This window comes from Streptomyces sp. NBC_00162 (assembly GCF_024611995.1).
In the GTDB taxonomy this organism is placed as follows: domain Bacteria; phylum Actinomycetota; class Actinomycetes; order Streptomycetales; family Streptomycetaceae; genus Streptomyces.
In genome coordinates, this window is record NZ_CP102509.1 from 6,852,305 (window position 1) to 6,870,802 (window position 18,498).

At 73.9% G+C, this 18,498-nt stretch carries 17 protein-coding genes; 8 read left to right on the plus strand and 9 right to left on the minus strand.

What is annotated here, in order from left to right; genetic code table 11:
- The first annotated feature begins 60 nt into the window (after nt 1-60).
- From JIW86_RS31850 to JIW86_RS31865, 4 genes are all read left to right on the plus strand, one after another.
- Nucleotides 61-1,380, plus strand: a complete 1,320-nt coding sequence (locus JIW86_RS31850; RefSeq protein ID WP_215147984.1) for a transposase — start codon at nt 61-63, stop codon at nt 1,378-1,380.
- Complete coding sequence (locus JIW86_RS31855) at nt 1,380-2,519, plus strand: XdhC family protein (protein WP_257557274.1); 1,140 nt, start codon at nt 1,380-1,382, stop codon at nt 2,517-2,519. The genes JIW86_RS31850 and JIW86_RS31855 overlap by 1 nt, the downstream gene beginning before the upstream one ends.
- A 113-nt stretch (nt 2,520-2,632) precedes the next feature.
- A complete protein-coding gene (locus JIW86_RS31860; RefSeq protein WP_215147994.1) occupies nt 2,633-4,108 on the plus strand; it encodes a GuaB1 family IMP dehydrogenase-related protein in 1,476 nt (491 codons plus the stop codon).
- A gap of 347 nt (nt 4,109-4,455) precedes the next feature.
- Nucleotides 4,456-5,034, plus strand: coding sequence for a sigma-70 family RNA polymerase sigma factor (locus tag JIW86_RS31865; protein ID WP_406367512.1), 579 nt, complete (start codon nt 4,456-4,458; stop codon nt 5,032-5,034).
- Here JIW86_RS31865 and JIW86_RS41735 read toward each other — a convergent pair.
- From JIW86_RS41735 to JIW86_RS31905, 7 genes are all read right to left on the minus strand, one after another.
- Nucleotides 4,995-7,847 carry an ATP-binding protein gene (locus JIW86_RS41735; protein ID WP_322975562.1) on the minus strand — a complete coding sequence of 951 codons (2,853 nt, stop codon included), beginning with the start codon at nt 7,845-7,847 and terminating at the stop codon, nt 4,995-4,997. The genes JIW86_RS31865 and JIW86_RS41735 overlap by 40 nt on opposite strands.
- Before the next feature lie 12 nt (nt 7,848-7,859).
- On the minus strand, nt 7,860-9,095 hold the full coding sequence (locus JIW86_RS31880) for a sensor histidine kinase (protein ID WP_257557275.1): 1,236 nt from the start codon (nt 9,093-9,095) through the stop codon (nt 7,860-7,862).
- Nucleotides 9,092-10,825 (minus strand): cation acetate symporter, encoded by a 1,734-nt coding sequence (locus JIW86_RS31885; protein ID WP_215145322.1) that lies wholly within the window; start codon nt 10,823-10,825, stop codon nt 9,092-9,094. The genes JIW86_RS31880 and JIW86_RS31885 overlap by 4 nt, the downstream gene beginning before the upstream one ends.
- 86 nt (nt 10,826-10,911) lie before the next feature.
- Nucleotides 10,912-11,187 carry a hypothetical protein gene (locus tag JIW86_RS31890; protein ID WP_257557276.1) on the minus strand — a complete coding sequence of 92 codons (276 nt, stop codon included), beginning with the start codon at nt 11,185-11,187 and terminating at the stop codon, nt 10,912-10,914.
- A gap of 214 nt (nt 11,188-11,401) precedes the next feature.
- Nucleotides 11,402-12,244 (minus strand): LytR/AlgR family response regulator transcription factor, encoded by an 843-nt coding sequence (locus JIW86_RS31895; RefSeq protein ID WP_257557277.1) that lies wholly within the window; start codon nt 12,242-12,244, stop codon nt 11,402-11,404.
- A 94-nt stretch (nt 12,245-12,338) separates the two neighbouring features.
- The gene (locus JIW86_RS31900) at nt 12,339-13,256 is read right to left on the minus strand and encodes an SCO0930 family lipoprotein (protein ID WP_257559516.1); all 918 of its coding nucleotides are present in this window, start codon (nt 13,254-13,256) and stop codon (nt 12,339-12,341) included.
- A gap of 118 nt (nt 13,257-13,374) precedes the next feature.
- Nucleotides 13,375-14,376 carry a GDSL-type esterase/lipase family protein gene (locus JIW86_RS31905; protein ID WP_257557278.1) on the minus strand — a complete coding sequence of 334 codons (1,002 nt, stop codon included), beginning with the start codon at nt 14,374-14,376 and terminating at the stop codon, nt 13,375-13,377.
- Nucleotides 14,377-14,691: 315 nt separating this feature from the next.
- Here JIW86_RS31905 and JIW86_RS31910 point away from each other — a divergent pair, with 315 nt between their 5' ends.
- Nucleotides 14,692-16,146 (plus strand): amino acid permease, encoded by a 1,455-nt coding sequence (locus JIW86_RS31910; RefSeq protein WP_257557280.1) that lies wholly within the window; start codon nt 14,692-14,694, stop codon nt 16,144-16,146.
- A gap of 10 nt (nt 16,147-16,156) precedes the next feature.
- Nucleotides 16,157-16,612, plus strand: a complete 456-nt coding sequence (locus JIW86_RS31915) for an Lrp/AsnC family transcriptional regulator (protein WP_030027017.1) — start codon at nt 16,157-16,159, stop codon at nt 16,610-16,612.
- On the opposite strand, the gene JIW86_RS31920 is transcribed toward JIW86_RS31915, so the two are convergent.
- A complete protein-coding gene (locus JIW86_RS31920; RefSeq protein ID WP_215145332.1) occupies nt 16,590-16,901 on the minus strand; it encodes a WhiB family transcriptional regulator in 312 nt (103 codons plus the stop codon). The genes JIW86_RS31915 and JIW86_RS31920 overlap by 23 nt on opposite strands.
- A gap of 80 nt (nt 16,902-16,981) precedes the next feature.
- Nucleotides 16,982-17,674 (minus strand): GNAT family N-acetyltransferase, encoded by a 693-nt coding sequence (locus JIW86_RS31925; RefSeq protein ID WP_257557282.1) that lies wholly within the window; start codon nt 17,672-17,674, stop codon nt 16,982-16,984.
- 172 nt (nt 17,675-17,846) lie between these two features.
- Between JIW86_RS31925 and JIW86_RS31930 the strand changes: the two genes are divergently transcribed.
- Both JIW86_RS31930 and JIW86_RS31935 read left to right on the plus strand, forming a co-directional pair.
- Nucleotides 17,847-17,963 (plus strand): cell envelope biogenesis protein OmpA, encoded by a 117-nt coding sequence (locus JIW86_RS31930; protein WP_257557283.1) that lies wholly within the window; start codon nt 17,847-17,849, stop codon nt 17,961-17,963.
- Between the two features lie 102 nt (nt 17,964-18,065).
- The gene (locus JIW86_RS31935; protein ID WP_257557284.1) at nt 18,066-18,464 is read left to right on the plus strand and encodes a hypothetical protein; all 399 of its coding nucleotides are present in this window, start codon (nt 18,066-18,068) and stop codon (nt 18,462-18,464) included.
- Nucleotides 18,465-18,498: the final 34 nt, after the last annotated feature.

Sequence of the window (18,498 nt, forward strand, 5' to 3'; positions counted from 1 at the left end):
ACGGCCGTTCTTCGCGGTCAAGTAGGGTATTGGATCTAGCTGGTCGCGGGGGAGGCCCAGATGGCTCGCGTAGTCCTGCCGGAGGAATCCACGAAGGAAATCTCCGAATTGATCGATGTACTGATCTCTCTTCTCTTCGAGTCCTTACCCCGGCGGGACCAGCGAAACTGGGCCCGCGTTTATCTGAACGGCCTCGTGCGGACTAAAGGGAAGAAAACAATCCGCAACATCGCCGGAACCGGAGCCAGTTCCGTAGAGCAGAGCCTTCAGCAGTTCATCAGCAAGTCCCCCTGGGACTGGACCCCGGTCCGCCGCTCCCTCGCGCAGCACCTCGAACGCACCGCACAGCGCCCGTTGGCCTGGGTGCTCCAGCCCATGGTCATAGAGAAGGCCGGCGACCGCTCGGTCGGCGTGGGCCGGCAGTTCGTCCCGCAGCTCGGTCGCACCGCCAACTGTCAGCAGGCCAGCGGGATCTGGCTGGCCTCCAGCGAGGCCAGCTTCCCGGTCGAATGGACCCTCACCCTCCCGGGGCCCTGGACCAGCGAACTCCTGCGCCGCCGAAGGGCCGGAATCCCCGACACGGCCCGCTCCCTCACCCCCGCCCAGGACGCCGTACACGCCGTCCAGCGGATGGCCGCCACCTGGCAACTCCAGCGCCGGCCCGTGGTGATGGAGGTCGCCAACGGCGATCTCCCGCAGAGCATCGAGTCCTTCGCCCTCCAGGACATCCCCTTCGTCTTCAAGGTCGACGGCTCGCTGCCCGTCTCCTTCGGCGGCGCCGGCCGCCACAAGCCCGGCCCGCACACCGCACCCGCCCGCGAGCTCATCGACTCCCTGCGCTCCCAGCGCCGCGTCGTCGAATGGACCCGGCACGGCCGGGCCGAGGGCGCGGTGACCCTGCTGACCTCGGCCTCGATCCTCGCCACCCCCAGCGAGGACCGGCCCGCACCCGCGCCCACCACCCCGCTGCTGCTGGTCGGGGCCTGGACCGAAGCCGCCCTGCTGCCCTCCGAGTTCTGGATCACCAACATCGGCGACCGGCCGCTCGCCCAACTGTTCCTGCTCGCCAAACTCACCGACCGCGTCTCCCTCGACTTCACCGAGACCTGCGAACCCGTGGGCATCCGGGACTTCGAGGGCCGCTCCTTCCGGGGCTGGCACCACCACGCCACCCTGGCGAGCGTGGCCCACGCGGCCAGGCTCCTCGGCGCACGGGACCGCGCACCCGGCGGGGGCGTGCCCGGACGGAGCCTGGGGGAGTACCCCGGACCCGCCCGCTCCGCCGCGACCCGCTCCGCCGCCACGCCCCGGCCACCCGCCGTCCTGCCGCCGCGACCGCTCATCCCCGGGCAGACCCCGAGACGCGAGTACATCCGCTGATGCTCGACATAGCCGACGAGCTACGCGCGTGGTGTGCCGCGCGCCGGGAATTCGCCCTGGCCACCGTGGTCGCAGTCAGCGGGAGCGCGCCCCGCGGACCGGGCGCCTCGCTCGCCGTCGACGACCGGGGCACCGCCCTCGGCTCCATCTCCGGGGGCTGTGTGGAGTCCGCCGTGCACGAGCTCTGCCTCGACGCCATCGAGTCCGGCGAGGGCGGCCTGCACCGCTTCGGCTACAGCGACGACGACGCCTTCGCCGTGGGACTCACCTGCGGGGGAGTCCTCGACGTCCTGGTCACCCCGGTACGCGGCGGCGACCCCGTCCGGCCGGTCCTCGGCTCGGTGCTCGACGCCGCCGCCGGCGGTACGCGGGCCGCACTGGCCCGGGTGGTCTCCGGCCCGCCGTCGCAGCTCGGCCGGGCGCTCGCCGTCCACGCCGACGGATCGTACGAGGGCGGGCTGGGCGGCGGCGCCGCCCTGGACCGGGAGGCGGCCGAGCGGGTACGGGCCCTGCTGCTGGCGGGCCGCACCGGCACCGCCGAACTCGGCACGGCGGGCGGACTGTGCGGGGAGCCGCTGACCCTGCTGGTCGAGTCGGCCGCCGAGCCGCCCCGGCTGATCGTCTACGGGGCCATCGACTTCGCCGCCGCCCTCGCCCGGATGGGCGCCTTCCTCGGACACCGGGTCACCGTGTGCGACGCCCGGCCCGTCTTCGCGACCCCGGCCCGCTTCCCCGGCGCCGACGAGGTGATCGTCGACTGGCCGCACCGGCACCTGGCCGCGGAATGGGACGCGGGCCGGCTGGACTCCCGTACCGCCGTCTGCGTCCTCACCCACGACGCCAAGTTCGACGTACCGCTCCTGTCGCTCGCCCTGCGGCTGCCGCTGACCTACGTCGGAGCCATGGGATCGCGGCGCACCCACGCCGAACGGGTCGAGCGGCTGCGCGCGGAAGGAGTGCCGCAGGAGGCGCTGGACCGGCTGCGCTCCCCGATCGGCCTCGACCTGGGCGGCGGAACCCCGGAGGAGACGGCCCTGGCCATCGCCGCCGAGTTCACGGCGGTCCGGCACGGCGGATCGGCCCTCCCGCTGGTGGCCGGCCGCCGGCCGATCCACCGCCGCAGGACCAAGGTCCCGTAGGAAAGAACCAGACGGCCCGGAATGTCCTGGACGATCGGCCCGGGCGGCGTAAACCCCGGGTCATGGGAGAATGAAGTACGTGCGTTTCCTCGGCTGCCCTGTCGAGGCCATAGATGGATCCTTCGATCGACTGGGATGTTCAGCACGTGCGTTTCCTCAATGACCAGAAGCCGCCGTACGACCTGACGTACGACGATGTGTTCATGGTGCCGAGCCGCTCCGCGGTGGGCTCCCGTCAGGCCGTCGACCTTTCCGCGCCCGACGGCACCGGCACCACCATTCCGCTCGTCGTGGCGAACATGACCGCGATCGCGGGCCGCCGGATGGCCGAGACGGTCGCCCGCCGCGGCGGGATCGTCGTCATCCCGCAGGACATCCCGATCGAGATCGTCACCGACGTCATCTCCTGGGTGAAGACCCGCCACCACGTGCTCGACACCCCGATCACGCTGGCGCCCACCCAGACCGTCGCCGACGCGCTGTCCCTGCTGCCCAAGCGCGCCCACGGCGCCGGCGTCGTCGTCGACGACGAGGGCCGCCCGATCGGCGTCGTCACCGACCACGACCTCACCGGCGTGGACCGCTTCACCCAGCTCTCCGAGGTCATGTCGAAGGAGCTGCTGCTCATCGACGCCGACATCGACCCCCGCGAGGCGTTCAACAAGCTCGACGCGGGCCACCGCAAGCTGGCCCCGGCCGTCGACAAGGACGGCAAGCTCGTCGGCATCCTCACCCGCAAGGGCGCGCTGCGCGCGACCCTGTACACGCCGGCCACCGACGCGGGCGGGAAGCTGCGCATCGCGGCCGCCGTCGGCATCAACGGCGACTTCGCGGCCAAGGCCAAGCAGCTGCTCGACGCGGGCGTGGACACGCTCGTCATCGACACGGCGCACGGCCACCAGGAGTCGATGATCAACGCGATCAAGGCCGTCCGCGCGCTGGACCCGCAGGTCCCGATCGTGGCCGGCAACATCGTCGCCGCCGAGGGCGTGCGCGATCTGATCGAGGCCGGCGCGGACATCATCAAGGTCGGTGTGGGCCCCGGCGCCATGTGCACCACCCGCATGATGACCGGCGTGGGCCGCCCGCAGTTCTCCGCGGTGCTGGAGTGCGCGGCGGAGGCCAAGAAGTACGGCAAGCACGTGTGGGCCGACGGCGGCGTCCGTCACCCGCGTGACGTGGCGATGGCGCTTGCCGCCGGTGCGTCCAACGTCATGATCGGCTCCTGGTTCGCCGGTACGTACGAGTCCCCGGGTGACCTCCAGCAGTCCGCCGACGGGCGCCTGTACAAGGAGTCCTTCGGCATGGCCTCGGCGCGTGCGGTGCAGAACCGTACGAGCGAGGAGTCGGCCTACGACCGTGCCCGCAAGGGTCTGTTCGAGGAGGGCATCTCCACCTCGCGGATGTTCCTCGACCCGGCCCGTCCGGGCGTCGAGGACCTGATCGACTCGATCATCGCGGGTGTGCGGTCGTCGTGCACCTACGCCGGTGCGGGCTCCCTCGCGGAGTTCGAGGAGAAGGCGGTCGTTGGTGTCCAGTCGGCCGCTGGCTACGCGGAGGGCAAGCCGCTGCACGCCAGCTGGAGCTAGACCTCACTTTCCCGCAGCCCCCAGCCACCCGTTGGCCGGGGGCTGCGGTGTATCCGCGCGCGGGTCCGCTGCTGGGGGCTCCGCCCCCAGACCCCCGCGCCTCAAACGCCGGCGGGGCTGAATTTTGGCTGAGCTGCGCTCGCACGTGCCGCCCGGCGGCAAATCCAGCCTCGCCGGCGTTTGAGGCGCGGGGTCTGGGGCGGAGCCCCAGCAGGCGGCCCGCAGGGGGGACCGTTCGGCGCGCCGTTCGACCGGTTGGCGACCCGCAGGGCGGATACGTCAAGCGGCGGATAACTCCACGGCACGGCTCCGTCACGCTCAGGTCACCGACCTGGAAGGGGCACGCCGTGACCAGTACCAGCACCGCCGTGACCAGTACCAGCACCCTCCCCCGCCACACCGACGCACACGCACTCGCCCGGCTGCACAAGGAGCACGGCAAAGCCCTTTACGCCTTCCTCCTCGGCCTGACCTTCGGCGACCGCCACCGTGCCGAGGACCTCGTCCAGGAGACCCTCTTCCGCGCCTGGAAGCACCCCGAGGCGCTGGAGAGCGCCCACGCCTCCATGCGGCCCTGGCTGTACACCGTGGGCCGGCGCCTCGCCATCGACGCCCGGCGGGCCCGCCAGGTGCGCCCCGCCGAGGTCGGGCCGGACGCCCTGGAGTTCTCCCCGGCCGCCGACGACCGCACCGAGCAGGCCGTCGCCGTCCTCGACGTCCGCGAAGCCCTGCGATTACTCAGCCCCGAGCACCGCGCCGTGCTCGTACAGATCTACTTCCGCGGGGCCTCGGTCTGCGAGGCCGCCGAGGCGCTCGGAGTGCCGCCCGGGACCGTGAAGTCCCGTACCTACTACGCCTTGCGGGCACTGCGCGCCGTCATGCCCGGCTACGGCCCCGGCGCCCCCGACGCACGGGCCGCCGCCTGAGCCGCCACCGCAGCCCGCGAGCGGACCTGCAGCTTCGCCAGGATGTGCGACACGTGCGTCTGCACCGTCCGCCGGGAGAGGAACAGCGCACTCGCGATCTCCGGATTGGAGCGGCCCTGCGCCACCAGCAGCGCCACCTTCAGCTCGGCCGGGGTCAGCGCCTCCCAGCCGTTCGCCGGCCGCCGCCGCGCCGACCGGCTGCCCCGGCGCACCCCCAGGCTCCGCAGCCGGGCATCGGCCCGGGCCACGTCCCACCGCGCCCCGAGGTCCTCGTACGCCGCCACCGCGCGGGTCAGCGCCGACCGCGACCCGGCCAGGTCGCCGTGCCAGGCCCGCGCCACCGCCAGGTCCTCCAGCGTGTGTCCCAGCATCAGCGGCCACCCGCCGCGCTCCCCGAGCAGCACCGCCTCCGCCAGCAGGTCCGGATCCTGCGCGAACAGGCCCCGGCAGCGCAGCAGCGCCAGCGCCGGACCCGGATGGTCCGGCAGCGCCGCCGCGATGCGCCCGCACGCCGCCACCGCCTCCCGCGCCGTGCCGCTCTCCCCGCTCTCCAGGGCCAGCCGGACGATCTCCGACAGCACCCAGGGCCGCTCGTACGACACCAGGTCCTCCGCTGCCTCCGCGCCGTCCGTCGGCCCGGGCCGCAGCGCGCGCAGCGCGTCGGCCGGGCGGCCGTCCCGCTCCGCCAACAGGGCCCGCGCCAGCTGGACGTGGGAGGCGTACCGGCGTGCCCCGGGCGTGGCGAAGGCGTCGTCCGGCAGGCCCGCGAGCTCCGCCTGCGCCGCCTCCCGCTCGCCGCGGTGGCCCAGCACCAGCGCCCGCAGCCCGTGCACCACCACCGGCAGCCAGCCGTCGGACACCGGAAGACCGCACGCCCGGGCCACCGCGGACAGGGCCTCGTCCCAGTCGCCGAGCCGGTAGTGGAACTCGGCGAGCCGGGCCTCGGTCACCACCAGCCGCCCCGTGGAGCCGGTCGCGGCCGCCAGCTCCCGTGCCTCCCGCAGGGCGGCGGCCACGATCTCCGGCTCGTCGAAGCGCATGTGGCCCTCCGCCTGGTTCGCCAGCAGCAGCAACCGCATGTCGTTGGCGGCCGGGCTGCGCCGCGCGCAGACGATCCCCTCCGCGACCTGGTGCAGCGAGTCCCGGCCGCGGCCCAGGTGGAACAGCGCGTACGACAGGGCGTGATGGGCCTCCGCCGCGCACAGCGGATCGGCCAGCCGCCGCGCCCGCGCCACCAGCGGCCCGGCCAGCGCGAAGGCCTCGGCCGCCCGGTGCAGATCGGCCAGCGCCAGCACCCGGCAGGCTTCCAGCCTGAGCCGCCAGGCCGCCGAGGGGAACTCCTCGGCCAGGGCCCGCTCGGTGACGTCCAGGGAGCGGGCCATGTCCCCCTGGATCATCAGGGCCGACACCAGTTTGAAGTCCACCGCCGCCCGCCGGTCGGGATCCGCGGTCCGGGCCCGCAGCGCCTCGAGGAGACCCGCCGACTCCGGGCGGCGCAGCATCAGGGCCGCGTCCGCCAGCTGCTCCTCCAGCGCCTCCCGCGTCCGCGGCTCCCGCGGGTCGCCCTGCGCGATGGCCCGCTCCAGCAGTTCGGCCGCCGCGCCCGGCGCCGCGGCGATCAGCGCCGGCGCCGCGTCGGCCAGCCAGCGCACCGCCCACGGGCTCAGCCGTCCGGCGCGCACCAGCTGCCCGGCGGTCCGCGCCGGATCCAGCCCGGCCTGGGAGAAGGCCCGTGCGGCATCCTGGTGCAGGGCCGTGCGCAGCGCCCCGGGGGTCTCGGCGGACAGCACCCGCCGCAGCGCCGGGTGCCGGAAGCGCAGCAGGTCCCCGGTGTCCTCCAGCAGCCCCGCCGCCAGCGGCTCCTCAAGGCCCGCGAGCAACTCCCGTGCTGGCCTGGCCTGTACGAGGGCCAGCTCGTGCGCGGTGAAGGCCGGACCCAGCAGTGCGGCGTGCCGCAGGGTGGTGCGCGCCGGCCGGGGGAGCCAGTCGAGCCCCCGGCCCAGGGAGGCGGGCGGCGCCGGCAACTCGGCCACGGGGACGGACAGTTCCGCGCAGCCCGCCTCGACCCGGACGAGCCCGGACCACTGGGCGAGGAGCTCCCGCAGCAGCCGGGGATTGCCGCCCGCCTGCTCCGCCGCCTCCCGCAGTCGCGGCCCGGGCGGCGCCCCCACCAGGTCGCGGACCAGTTCGGCCGACTCCGCCGCCGTCAGCGGCTCCAGCCGGACCGTGCGCCCGCCCACCGCCGCGCAAAGCCGCTCCGCCCCGGGCCTGCGGGGCAGCGGCCGCCGGGTCGCCGCCAGCATCAGCGGGAGCCGGCCGGCCGCCGCCGTCCCGGCCAGCCGCCGCCACAGGAGCAGGCTGGCCGCATCCGCCCAGTGCGCGTCGTCCAGCACCAGCAGCAGCGGCCGCTGGGCGCACCACTCCTCGACGCGGGCCGTCAGCAGGTCCATCGCTGCCAGCAGCGCGCCGCCGGGCTCGGTCGCCGCCTCGGCCTCCCGCAGCAGGCCGACGACCGAGGCCCGGGCGGGACCCGCCGGGTGCACGCAGTCCAGTACGGCCCGCAGCGGCAGGTCCACCGCGAGGGCGTCGGCCGCCGCGTACCGGACCCGGCAGCCGAGCGCCGCCGCCTGGGCGAGGGCCTCCCGTACGAAGGCGGTCCGGCCCGCGCCGGGTTCGCCCTCCACGGTCAGGCAGCCTCCGCCGCCCTCCGCACCCCCGCGCACCCATTCCCGTAACTCTTCATGATGCTGCTCTCGCCCGACCCGCACGTCGGCGGTCCTTCCGGTCACATCGCGCCGGTCACAGGATGCCACGCGGCGCCACCGTCAGTACCGGGGAGGATGCTGGCCCGGAGGTGAACTGTGCACGCCCGCACGGTACTTCGGTATCCGCACGGTGACCTTCAGACCGGCCCCGATGCCCGTCTCGATCACCGGCCCGTAGTCGTCCCCGTACACCTGCCGGATCCGCTCGTCGACATTGGGCAGCCCGATGCCGGAGGAGGAGCCGGCGTGTTCCCCGGCCAGGATCCGGCGCAGCAGTGCCGGGTCCATCCCGATCCCGTTGTCCTCGACGGTGATCACCGCCTCGGCGCCCGCGTCGCGCGCGGTGATGGTGATCCGGCACTCCTCGGGGGAGTCCTCCAGCCCGTGTTTCACGGCGTTCTCCACCAGCGGCTGGAGGCACAGGAACGGCAGCGCCACCGGCAGCACCTCCGGCGCCACCTGCAAGGTCACCTTCAGGCGGTCCCCGAACCGGGCCCCGGCCAGTGCCAGATACTGCTCGACGGAACGCAACTCCTCGGCGAGCGTGGTGAATTCACCGTGCCGGCGGAAGGAGTACCGGGTGAAGTCCGCGAACTCCAGCAGCAGGTCACGGGCCCGCTCCGGATCCGTCCGGACGAACGAGGCGATCGCGGCCAGCGAGTTGAAGATGAAGTGCGGGGAGATCTGCGCCCGCAGCGCCTTGATCTCCGCCTCCATCAGCCGGGTCCGCGACCGGTCCAGCTCCGAGAGCTCCAGCTGTACGGAGACCCACCGCGCGACCTCCGTAGCGGCCCGCACCAGTACCGCCGACTCCCGGGACCCGTAGGCCACCAGCGCCCCCAGCATCCCGTCCTCGCCCGTGAGCGGGGCCACCACCGCCCACTTCAGCGGACAGTCGGGCCGCTGGCACTCGGTCCGCACGCTCTGGCTGCGCCCCGACTCCAGCATCACCGCCACCCGGGCCATCGCCCGCCGCTGGTGGTGGTCGGCGCCCGGGCCGTCCCAGGCCAGCACCGACTCCCGGTCGGTCAGGCACAGCGCCTCCGTGCCCAGCAGCGACCGCAGCCGCCGGGAGGCCTTGCGGGCGGCGTCCTCGGTCAGCCCGGCCCGCAGCGGGGGAGCGGCCAGCGAAGCCGTGTGCAGGGTGTGGAAGGTGGCCCGCTCCACCGGCGTCCCGAGGTCGAGGCCGGCCGCCCGCTCACCGCGCCGGGCATGCCACCGGCCCGCCAGCCAGCCCGCGCCCAGCAGCAGGGCCGCGGCCGCGACCGCCAGCACCACGAGAGCCGTTCCGCTCACCGGACACCTCCCGCCCGGTCCCCGGCCACCACGTTCTCCGGCAGGTGCAGCCGCGCCAGGGTGGCCGCCGTCCCCGCCGGAATCCGCGACCGGGTGCCCAGCGACACCAGCACCATCGTCAGGAACCCGAGCGGCACCGACCACGCCGCGGGCCACGCCAGCAGGGTGTGCACCCAGCCCGCCGGGGCCAGCCCGCCCCGGGTCGCCAGCACCGCGCTGAGCGCCGCCCCGCCGCCCGTGACCAGCCCGGCCACCGCGCCGGGCGGGGTCAGCCGCGGCCACCAGATGCCCAGCACCAGCAGCGGACAGAACGACGAGGCCGACACCGCGAAGGCCAGCCCCACCGCGTCCGCCACCGGCACGTCTCGGGCCGCCACGCTCCCGGCCAGCGGCACCAGGATCGCCAGCAGCACCGCGAAGCGGAAACTGCGCACCCCGCGCGTCGGCAGCAGGTCCTGGTGCAGCACCCCCGCCACCGCCATGGTCAGCCCCGAGGCCGTCGACAGGAACGCCGCGAAGGCGCCGCCGGCCAGCAGCGCCCCCAGCAGCTCCCCGAGCAGCCCGCCCAGCATCCGTTCGGGCAGGACCAGCACCGCCGCGTCCGCGTCGCCGGTGAGGGCGAGCTCGGGCGCGTAGATCCGGCCCAGCGCCCCGTACACCGGCGGCAGCAGGTAGAAGACCCCGACGAGGCCGAGCACGACCAGCGTGGTGCGCCGCGCGGCCCGCCCGTTGGGGCTGGTGTAGAAGCGCACCGCGACGTGCGGCAGGCCCATGGTCCCGAGGAAGGTGGCCAGGATCAGCCCGTACGTCGCGTACAGCCGGTACCCCCAGTGGTCCCCGGACAGCGGCTCCGACCAGCTGGACACGCCGAGGCCCGCCTCCGCCCGGGTGTCGGGGACGGGCGTGTCCGGGGCGAACTCCAGCCGCGCGTTCGCCCGTACGGAATGCTGCCCGGCCGCGAGGGTCAGCGGGGCCGCCTCATACGTCCGCCCGTCCACCTGCCCGCTCACCGTCAGCGCGAGCGGCTCCGCCACCGACAGCCGGACGTCCTCGGCCACCGTGACGGAGGTGTGCTCGCGGAAGACGGCCGGTGCGTCGAAGGTGGCCCGCGGCGCGCCGTCCCCGGCCCACGCGGCGACCAGGAAGAAGGCGGGCACCAGCAGCGCGGTGAGTTTGAGCCAGTACTGGAAGGCCTGCACGAAGGTGATGCTGCGCATCCCGCCGGCGGCCACGGCCGCGCTCACCACGAAGGCCACCACCACCCCGCCCACCCAGTGCGGGGCCCCGGTCAGGATCTCCAGGGTCAGGCCCGCGCCCTGCAACTGCGGCAGCAGGTACAGCCAGCCGACCCCGACCACGAACAGCACCGCGATCCGGCGCACGGCCTGGGACTCCAGCCGGGCCTCGGCGAAGTCCGGCAGCGTGTACGCGCCCGAGCGGCGCAGCGGGGCCGCCACCAGCACGAGCAGCACCAGGTACCCGGCCGTGTAGCCCACCGGGTACCAGAGCATCTCGGGCCCCTGGAGCAGCACCAGCCCGGCCACCCCGAGGAAGGACGCGGCGGAGAGGTACTCCCCGCTGATCGCGGCGGCGTTGAGGCGGGGCCCGACGGTGCGGGAGGCGACGTAGAAGTCGGAGGTGGTCCGGGATATCCGCAGCCCGAGCGCGCCGACGAGCACGGTGGCCAGGACGACGACGGCGACCGCGGTCAGCGCGTACGTCTGATTCACCGGTCGGTCCTTCGGCTGGGTGGAGGGTGACCGGAGTCTATGCACGCCCCCTGACCGGGCAACAGACGCGATTCGGACCGGACGGCTCAGACGGCGGGGTCGCGGTGTTCCGCGCAGTCGCGCAGCGCGATCTCCAGCTCGACGTACGACTCCTCCGCCCGCCGGAAGGCCAGCGTCAGCGCGGCCTCCGCACGGGGCGGCACCTGGCCGCGGACCCCCTCGCCCGCCTCGTACAGGACGTCGGCCCAGCGCGCGGCGGCACTCCGCAGGCGGGCCAGCAGCGCCTCCGCCTCGGCCGGCCCGGCCGGCACGGTGCGCGGCAGCCCGGTCAGCGCGTCGAGCAGAGCCTGGATTTCGGACATCTCGCTCCTCCCGCGCCGGAAGATCCACGATACGCGGGGCGGGTGACACCGGCGGGCCGTTCACCCCGGCGGTGCGGCCGACGGCACCGGGGGATCGCCGTACGCCCCTCGGCGTGCGACGAACGGTGCCGGGGCGCCGCCGGACGGTCGCCCGACCGCCGGGCGCCGCTCGGCTCGCTCGGCTCGGTCCGGCCCGGTCCCGCTCGGCCGGGGTTCAGCCGGTCGCCTGGCGCATCAGGAGGTCCCGCAGCTCCCGCGCGTGCCTGCGGCTCACCTGGAGTTCCGCGGACCCGACGCGGACCGTGGTGGTGCCCGCGTCCAGCCGGAGCTCGTCGATCCGGGCAAGGGCCACCAGATGGCGGCGGTGGATCCGCACGAACCCGCGCGCCGCCCACCGCTCCTCCAGCGTGGACAACGGGATGCGGACCAGGTGGCTGCCCTCGTCGGTGTGCAGGCGGGCGTAGTCGCCCTGGGCCTCGACATACGCGATGTCGGCGATCGCCACGAACCGGGTGACGCCGCCCAGCTCGACGGCTATCTGGTCCGGCGTGCGGTCGGCGATGGTGACCTCGGCCGCCTGGCGCAGCGGCAGAGGTACGGCGGGAGCGGCGGCCGCGGCGGCGACCGGCGGCGCGCCCTCGGCGGCCACCGGCGCCTCCTCGGCCCGCCCCAGCTGCGCGCAGGCCCGCCGCACGGCCTCGGCCAGCCGCTCCGGACGCACGGGCTTGAGCACGTAGTCCACGGCCTTGAGGTCGAAGGCCTGTACGGCGAACCCCTCGTGGGCCGTGACGAACACGATCAGCGGCGGCCGCGCGAACCCGGCCAGCAGCCGGGCGATGTCGAGCCCGGTCAGCCCGGCCATGTGGATGTCGAGGAAGACCACGTCGATGCCGTCCGCGCCGTCCGGTCCGGCCTCCAGCGCCACGGTGATCCGGCGCAGCGCCTCGGTCGCGTCCGAGGCGCCCTCCGCGCTGCGGATCCGGGGATCGGAGCGCAGCAGGTAGAGGAGCTCCTCCAGGAGCGGCTTCTCGTCGTCGACGGCCAGTACACGCAGCATGCGGGGAGTTTAGGAGGTGTTCCGCCAGGGCGGAACGGCGCGCGGCCCTGCCCCGGGGGATGAGGGCAGGGCCGCGCGGTCAGGAGGTGGGGGGTTACTGGACGGTGATGAGCTTGCCGTCGGGGGAGACCGCGTACCAGGTGCCGCCGACGCCCTGGCCGTTGATGTCGCCCGGGTTCTTGTCACCGGTGAAGGTGTACACCGGCCAGCAGTCGACGGTCTGCTGCTTCTTGCCGTCCGGGCGGTCCAGCACCAGGTAGTTCCGCTCGGTGATGCCCTTCACGTTGGCCTTGTCCACCGGGGGTACGACCGGCCACTTGGCCAGGCAGTCACCGACGCACTTGGAGACCATCGGCCACGCGGTGTCCGGCTTGAACCGGTAGACCGTCATGCCCTTGCCGTCGACGATGTGGTCACCCAGCTTGGGGTCCTTCGCCACGGACAGCCCCGCACCCGCCTCGGCCGCACCGCCCGCGGCCGGAGCCGCCTTCGCCGCCTTCTTGCCGTCGGGGGCGAACGCGAACCACACCCCGCCGACGCCCTGGCCGTTGAAGTCGCCCGCCTTGGCGTCCTTGTTGAAGCGGTACGCGGGCCAGCCGGCCACCGTCAGCTGCTTCGTGCCGTCGCTGCGCACCACCTCGCCCAGCAGCGCCGGGTCCATGCCCGCCGCGGCGGTGGCGTCGCCGGCCGCGACCACCGGCCAGGTCTTCGCGCAGTCCCCGTCGCAGTTCGACTTCGAGGGCTTGGCGGTGTCCTTGTCGAACCGGTAGAGGGTGAGACCGGCGGAGTCGGTGAGGACCGAGCCGATCTGGTCGCCGGTGGCGACCGCCAGCTGTCCGGCGGGCTTGGCGCCCGAGCCGTCCGCGGCGGAGGCCGGGGAGGAGGCCTCGGCAGCGGCCCCCGCAGGCTTGGCCGTGTCGGCGGCCTTGTCCTCCGACGGGCCGCAGGCGGTCGCCGCCAGGATGACGGCGACGGCGGCCGCGGCGAGGGTGGTTCCGCGCTTGATGCCCATGTTGATCTCTCCCACGTGTATGTCTGCTCCGCGCCGTCGCCCCAGCGGCGGCAACTGTGCACAGGACACGCCCTGGTGGGTTCGATCTGTTCAAGGCGATCGGTGTGGGCTGTTTCACTCACCCGGCGGCGAACCCCGCCCGCCGCAGGGCCGTGGCCACAGCGAGGCCGAGTACCTGGTGTCCGGAGTCGTTGGGGTGCAGCCCGTCCTCCAGGTGCTCGGGACCGAGCAGGTCACGGCCGGGGAGCACGGCGAGCCGGTCGTCCCCGGCGGCGATCCGGTCCCGGGTGGCGCGCTCCATCGCGTCGCGCAGGGCGCCCAGGGTGGCGCCGAGCCGGTTCGGGGTGCGCTCGGCGTCGGGCCGCAGGACGGGGGAGACCAGCAGGAGCGGGGTCCGCGGATGCCCCTGGCGGACCAGATCGAGGAAGCAGCGCGTGGTCTCGTACAGCAGGGGCGCGGAGAAGGGCACCCGGGACCAGCAGTTGGTGCCGAACGCGAGGGTGAGGACGTCGGCGGGAAGGCCGGCGAGCTGTTCGGCGGTGGCGAGCTCGCCGCGGGCGGCGCCCGCGTAGCCGAGGTTGACCGTGTCCCAGCCCAGGGCCCGGCCGGTGACCGCGGGCCAGCCGTGGGCGGGCCGGGTGGACCACCAGCCCTCGGTGATGGAGTCCCCGTGCACCACCCAGCGCGGGGCGGGCGGCGGCGGCTCGAGGGGGCCGCCTATCCCGCGCAGGCCGAGGACCAGCGGGGACTGGGCTTCGGGCGGGTGGACGGTGAAGGGGCCCGTGCCGCCGCCCAGTTCGATGCGTACGACGGCCTCCGCGGCCGGTTCGGTGAACACCTCGCGGACCACCCCGTGCCGGTCCCACAGCGCGAATCCGTGCGCGAGGTCGCGCAGGGCGTCGGTCGGGCCGGGCACCGTGGCCCGGTAGCGGATCTCCACCGCCCGCGCGGTCCCGGTGGTGAACTCGAGCCGCACCCCGATGGGCAGTGTGGCCCGCTCGCCGGTGTCCCAGGGCAGCCTCATGCTGTCGGCCGGGTCCGCCCGCACGGGCCGCCCCTTGTCGAGCCAGGCGACCCCCCGCAGGAACGGCCCGGGGTCCTGCCACAGATCCAGGTCCATGGCGGCACGCTGCGGGAGATCTGATGAGCTGTCAAGAACGCCCGTCGAGGTCCGCTGTGCAGCGATCGATCATCCGCGCGCAACAAAGGACCATCTGGGACAGATCCGCGCAACGATCGTGCGGCAATGTGCAAGGATGGTGCATTACGGGCGGTATCACTCAGCTCGTAGGCTCACTCGCTGTACGTGGAGTGGCGCGGACCGCCTGCTCGGCGGTCCTCCCATGCCCAGGCAGGCTTCTGCTCGCCTGCTCCTGCTCCGGACCGCTGCGGTCGACGCCTGAATCCCCACCCGCAGCGAAGAAGGAGTCACCCCGTGCTCGACCACGGCCAGGCGCCACCCGCCACGACCGAGGCCCGCAGGCCCGCCCACCCGCTGCTCCGCCGCAAGCCGGTCGAGCAGCTGGTCGCCGAGGGCGGCCAGGGCGAGGGCGGCTCGCTGCGCCGCTCGCTCACCATGTGGCAGCTGACGATGATCAGCATCGGCGCGACCCTGGGCACCGGCATCTTCGTCGTCCTCGGCGAGGCCGCCCCCAAGGCCGGCCCGGCCGTGACGATCTCGTTCATCATCGCGGGTCTGACCGCGCTGTTCTCGGCCCTGTCCTACGCCGAGCTCGCCGGATCCGTCCCGGTCTCCGGCTCCTCGTACTCCTACACCTACGCCACCATGGGCGAGCTCATAGCCTGGATCTGCGGCTGGTGCCTGGTCCTGGAGTACGCCGTGTCGGTCGCGGCCGTCGCCGTCGGCTGGGGCCAGTACCTCAACGAGCTCCTCGAGGGGACCCTGGGCTTCACCATCCCCGAAGGCCTCTCGGCCCCGCTGGGCGAGGGCGGCTGGATCAACCTGCCCTCGCTGGTCGTCGTCCTGCTCGCCATGGTCTTCCTGATGCGCGGCGCCAAGGAGAGCGCCCGGATCAACACGATCATGGTCGCGGTGAAGGTCGTCACGCTGCTGCTCTTCATCGGCATCGGCGTCATGGGCATCAAGGCCGGCAACTACGCCCCGCTCGCCCCGCTCGGCGTCACCGGCATCAGCGCCGCCGCCTCCACGCTCTTCTTCTCGTATATCGGCTTCGACGCCGCCTCCACCGCCGGTGAGGAAGCCAAGAACCCGAAGAAGGACCTCCCGCGCGCGATCATGCTCTCGCTGGGCATCGTCACCATCCTGTACGTGCTCGTCGCCTTCGTCGCCGTCGGCGCCATGCCCTGGCAGGACTTCAAGGGCACCGAGGCCGCGCTCGCCCAGATCATGACCGACGTCACCGGCCACAGCTTCTGGGGCGTCGTCCTCGCCGCCGGCGCGGTCGTCGCCATCGCCTCCGTCGTCTTCGCCGTCCTCTACGGCCAGACCCGCATCCTCTTCGCGATGTCCCGCGACGGCCTCGTCCCCAAGGCCTTCGCCAAGGTCGACGCGAAGACCGGCGTCCCCCGCGTCAACGTGCTGATCGTCTCGCTCTTCTGCGGCGCCCTCGCGGCCTTCATCCCGCTGGGTGAGCTGGCCAACGCGACCAGCATCGGCACCCTCTTCGCCTTCGCCCTGGTCAACGTCGCGGTCGTGATCCTGCGCCGCACCAAGCCCGACATGCCCCGCACCTTCAAGGTGGCGCTCTTCCCGGTCACGCCGATCCTCGGCTTCCTCGCCTGCGGCTACATGATGTACAGCCTGCCGATCGCCACGTGGGTCGCTTTCGGTGTCTGGATGGCCGTCGGCCTCGTGGTCTACTTCGTGTACGGCATGCGCCGCTCCACATTGGCCACAGCAGAAAAGTGATCCACCCGCAGTGCGACTGAACGATCTCGACGAACGCATCGTGCACGCCCTCGCCGAGGACGCCCGCCGTTCCTACGCGGACATCGGCTCCGAGGTCGGGCTCTCCGCCCCCGCCGTGAAGCGGCGCGTGGACCGGCTGCGGGCCGAAGGCGCCATCACCGGCTTCACGGTCCGCGTGGACCCCGCCGCGATGGGCTGGGAGACCGAGGGCTTCATCGAGATCTACTGTCGCCACAACACCTCGCCGGACGACATCCGGCGAGGGTTGGAGCGGTACCCCGAGGTGGTGTCCGCGTCGACCGTCACCGGCGACGCGGACGCCCTCGTCCAGATCTTCGCCTCCGACATGCGGCACTTCGAGCGGGTCCTGGAGCGCATCGCGGGCGAGCCCTTCGTGGAGCGCACCAAGTCGGTCCTGGTGCTCTCCCCGCTGCTGCGCCGCTTCACCTCGGGCGCGCCGGCCTAGAGCCCGCGCCCGCGAGGTCCCGGCCGCGCAGCGAGCGGCGTTCCTCCTCCGTCAGGCCGCCCCAGATCCCGAACGGCTCACGGGTGCGCAGCGCGTGGTCCAGGCAGGCCGCGCGCACCGGGCACACCGCGCAGACCCGCTTGGCGGCCGCGTCCCGCTCCTCGCGGTCCTCGCCGCGCTCGCCGGCGGGATGGAAGAACCGGCCCGATCCCAGATCCCGGCAGGCAGCCCTGGACTGCCACTCCCAGAAATGGTGCGTGGCGCCGGGCAGGCTGGTGACGTCCGTCATGGCAGTTCCTTTCCGTGGGTTGTCCCGCGTCTGACCGCTGGACGTCCACCGAAACCCCGCCCATCCCAACCGCCCCCGGATCAGGCCTCCTTGGCCGGCGTACGGAGCCCCACGAAGTCCGGGCGCCGGCGCAGCTCGAAGCCCATCGACGCGTAGAGCCGCAGCGCTCCCGTGTTCTCGGCCGCCGCGTGCAGGAACGGGCTGTCCCCGCGCTCGCGGACCGCCGCTGCGACCGCGCGTATCAGCCGCCCGGCCAGGCCCCGGCCGCGGTGCTCCGGGTGCGTGCACACCGCGCTGATCTCCGACCAGCCGGCCGGCCGCATCCGCTCCCCGGCCATCGCGACGAGCCGGCCCTCGTGCCGGATCCCGAGGTACGTGCCCAGCTCGACCGTCCGGTCCAGGAACGGGCCCGGCTTGGTCAGACCGACCAGCTCCAGCATCTCCGGTACGTCGGCGGGCCCCAGCGGGACCGCGTCCGGCGTGGCCTCGGCCGCTACCGCCCGGCCGTCCAGCTGTACGCCCGGGATCGTCAGCACCGTCTCCCACCCCGGCGGCGGGGTCAGCAGCCCCGTCACCCACACGCCCTCGCCCGGCCCGGCCAGCGCGGCCAGATCCGCCCAGGCGCGCGGGTCCGACGGGTCGGAGAGCCCGGCGAAGGGGCTCGCGTCCCCGGTGTAGCGGGCGGCCAGCCCCGCCGGCCCGTGCTCGGCGAAGCCGCGGTGCGGCCCGGTCAGCGCGGACCAGACCGGGTTGTCGAGTACCTCGGGGGACATGGGTGCGCGCTCCTTCGCTTCGGTGCGGCGGCGAAGCCGACCCTCGCCGCCTTCTTGACGGCCCCGGACACCGCCACGAGACTGCGGGAGACGGCCGGATGGCCTGCGCCCGCCGCGGGAAGCCTAGCCACCGCGAGGCGGGCCGCCGAGGACGGGACGGGGGCGGGTACCGGTGGACGAGGCCCGGACGGCGGACGCGGGGACACAGCCGCTGCGCCGCTGGTGGCTGACCCGGCGCCTGCACATCGACCTCCTGCGGGTGTGCAGCGCATTCGGCCCGCGCGGCTGAAGCCCGTACGCCCGCACAAGACGAGTGACCCGGACCGGCCGCGCACCGCGCGCACCGGGACACCGTCCTGCCCCGCCGCACCCGCGCCGTCCCAGGAGAGCCATGTCCTCGCACACCGTCCTGCCCCGCACCGGTACGGCCCCCGCCCTGCGCGGCCGCATCGGGAACGGGTTCTCGCCCGTACCGCACCGCTACCGCCTCTACCTCTCCGCCGGCTGTCCCCGTTCCCGGCAGGTGGCCGGGGTCCTCGACCTGCTGGGCCTGCGGCACTCCGTCGCCGCGACCGTCCTCGAGGCCGACCGGGACGCGCCCGGGCACACCGCGCTGCTCCTGGCGTACGAGGCCGCGGGTCACCACTTCGACGGCGCCGTGACCGTCCCCGCCCTGGTCGACACCTGGAGCGGCCGCGTGGTCTCCGACCACACCCCGGACATCCTCGACGATCTACGTTTCCTGGCCGCTCACCCGGCGTTCAGGGCCCTGCGCAACGAATCGTCGTAGGGGTGGTGGAACGCGCAACGAATCGATGCGCTGA

What these genes read in the sequence shown, in the direction of transcription:
- JIW86_RS31850 (WP_215147984.1), top strand. Translation starts at nt 61, where the DNA reads ATGGCTCGCGTAGTCCTGCCGGAGGAATCCACGAAGGAAATCTCCGAA.
- JIW86_RS31855 (WP_257557274.1), top strand. Translation starts at nt 1,380, where the DNA reads ATGCTCGACATAGCCGACGAGCTACGCGCGTGGTGTGCCGCGCGCCGG.
- JIW86_RS31860 (WP_215147994.1), top strand. Translation starts at nt 2,633, where the DNA reads ATGGATCCTTCGATCGACTGGGATGTTCAGCACGTGCGTTTCCTCAAT.
- JIW86_RS31890 (WP_257557276.1), bottom strand. Translation starts at nt 11,187, where the DNA reads ATGTCCGAAATCCAGGCTCTGCTCGACGCGCTGACCGGGCTGCCGCGC.
- JIW86_RS31895 (WP_257557277.1), bottom strand. Translation starts at nt 12,244, where the DNA reads ATGCTGCGTGTACTGGCCGTCGACGACGAGAAGCCGCTCCTGGAGGAG.
- JIW86_RS31900 (WP_257559516.1), bottom strand. Translation starts at nt 13,256, where the DNA reads ATGGGCATCAAGCGCGGAACCACCCTCGCCGCGGCCGCCGTCGCCGTC.
- JIW86_RS31905 (WP_257557278.1), bottom strand. Translation starts at nt 14,376, where the DNA reads ATGGACCTGGATCTGTGGCAGGACCCCGGGCCGTTCCTGCGGGGGGTC.
- JIW86_RS31920 (WP_215145332.1), bottom strand. Translation starts at nt 16,901, where the DNA reads ATGACGGACGTCACCAGCCTGCCCGGCGCCACGCACCATTTCTGGGAG.
- JIW86_RS31925 (WP_257557282.1), bottom strand. Translation starts at nt 17,674, where the DNA reads ATGTCCCCCGAGGTACTCGACAACCCGGTCTGGTCCGCGCTGACCGGG.
- JIW86_RS31935 (WP_257557284.1), top strand. Translation starts at nt 18,066, where the DNA reads ATGTCCTCGCACACCGTCCTGCCCCGCACCGGTACGGCCCCCGCCCTG.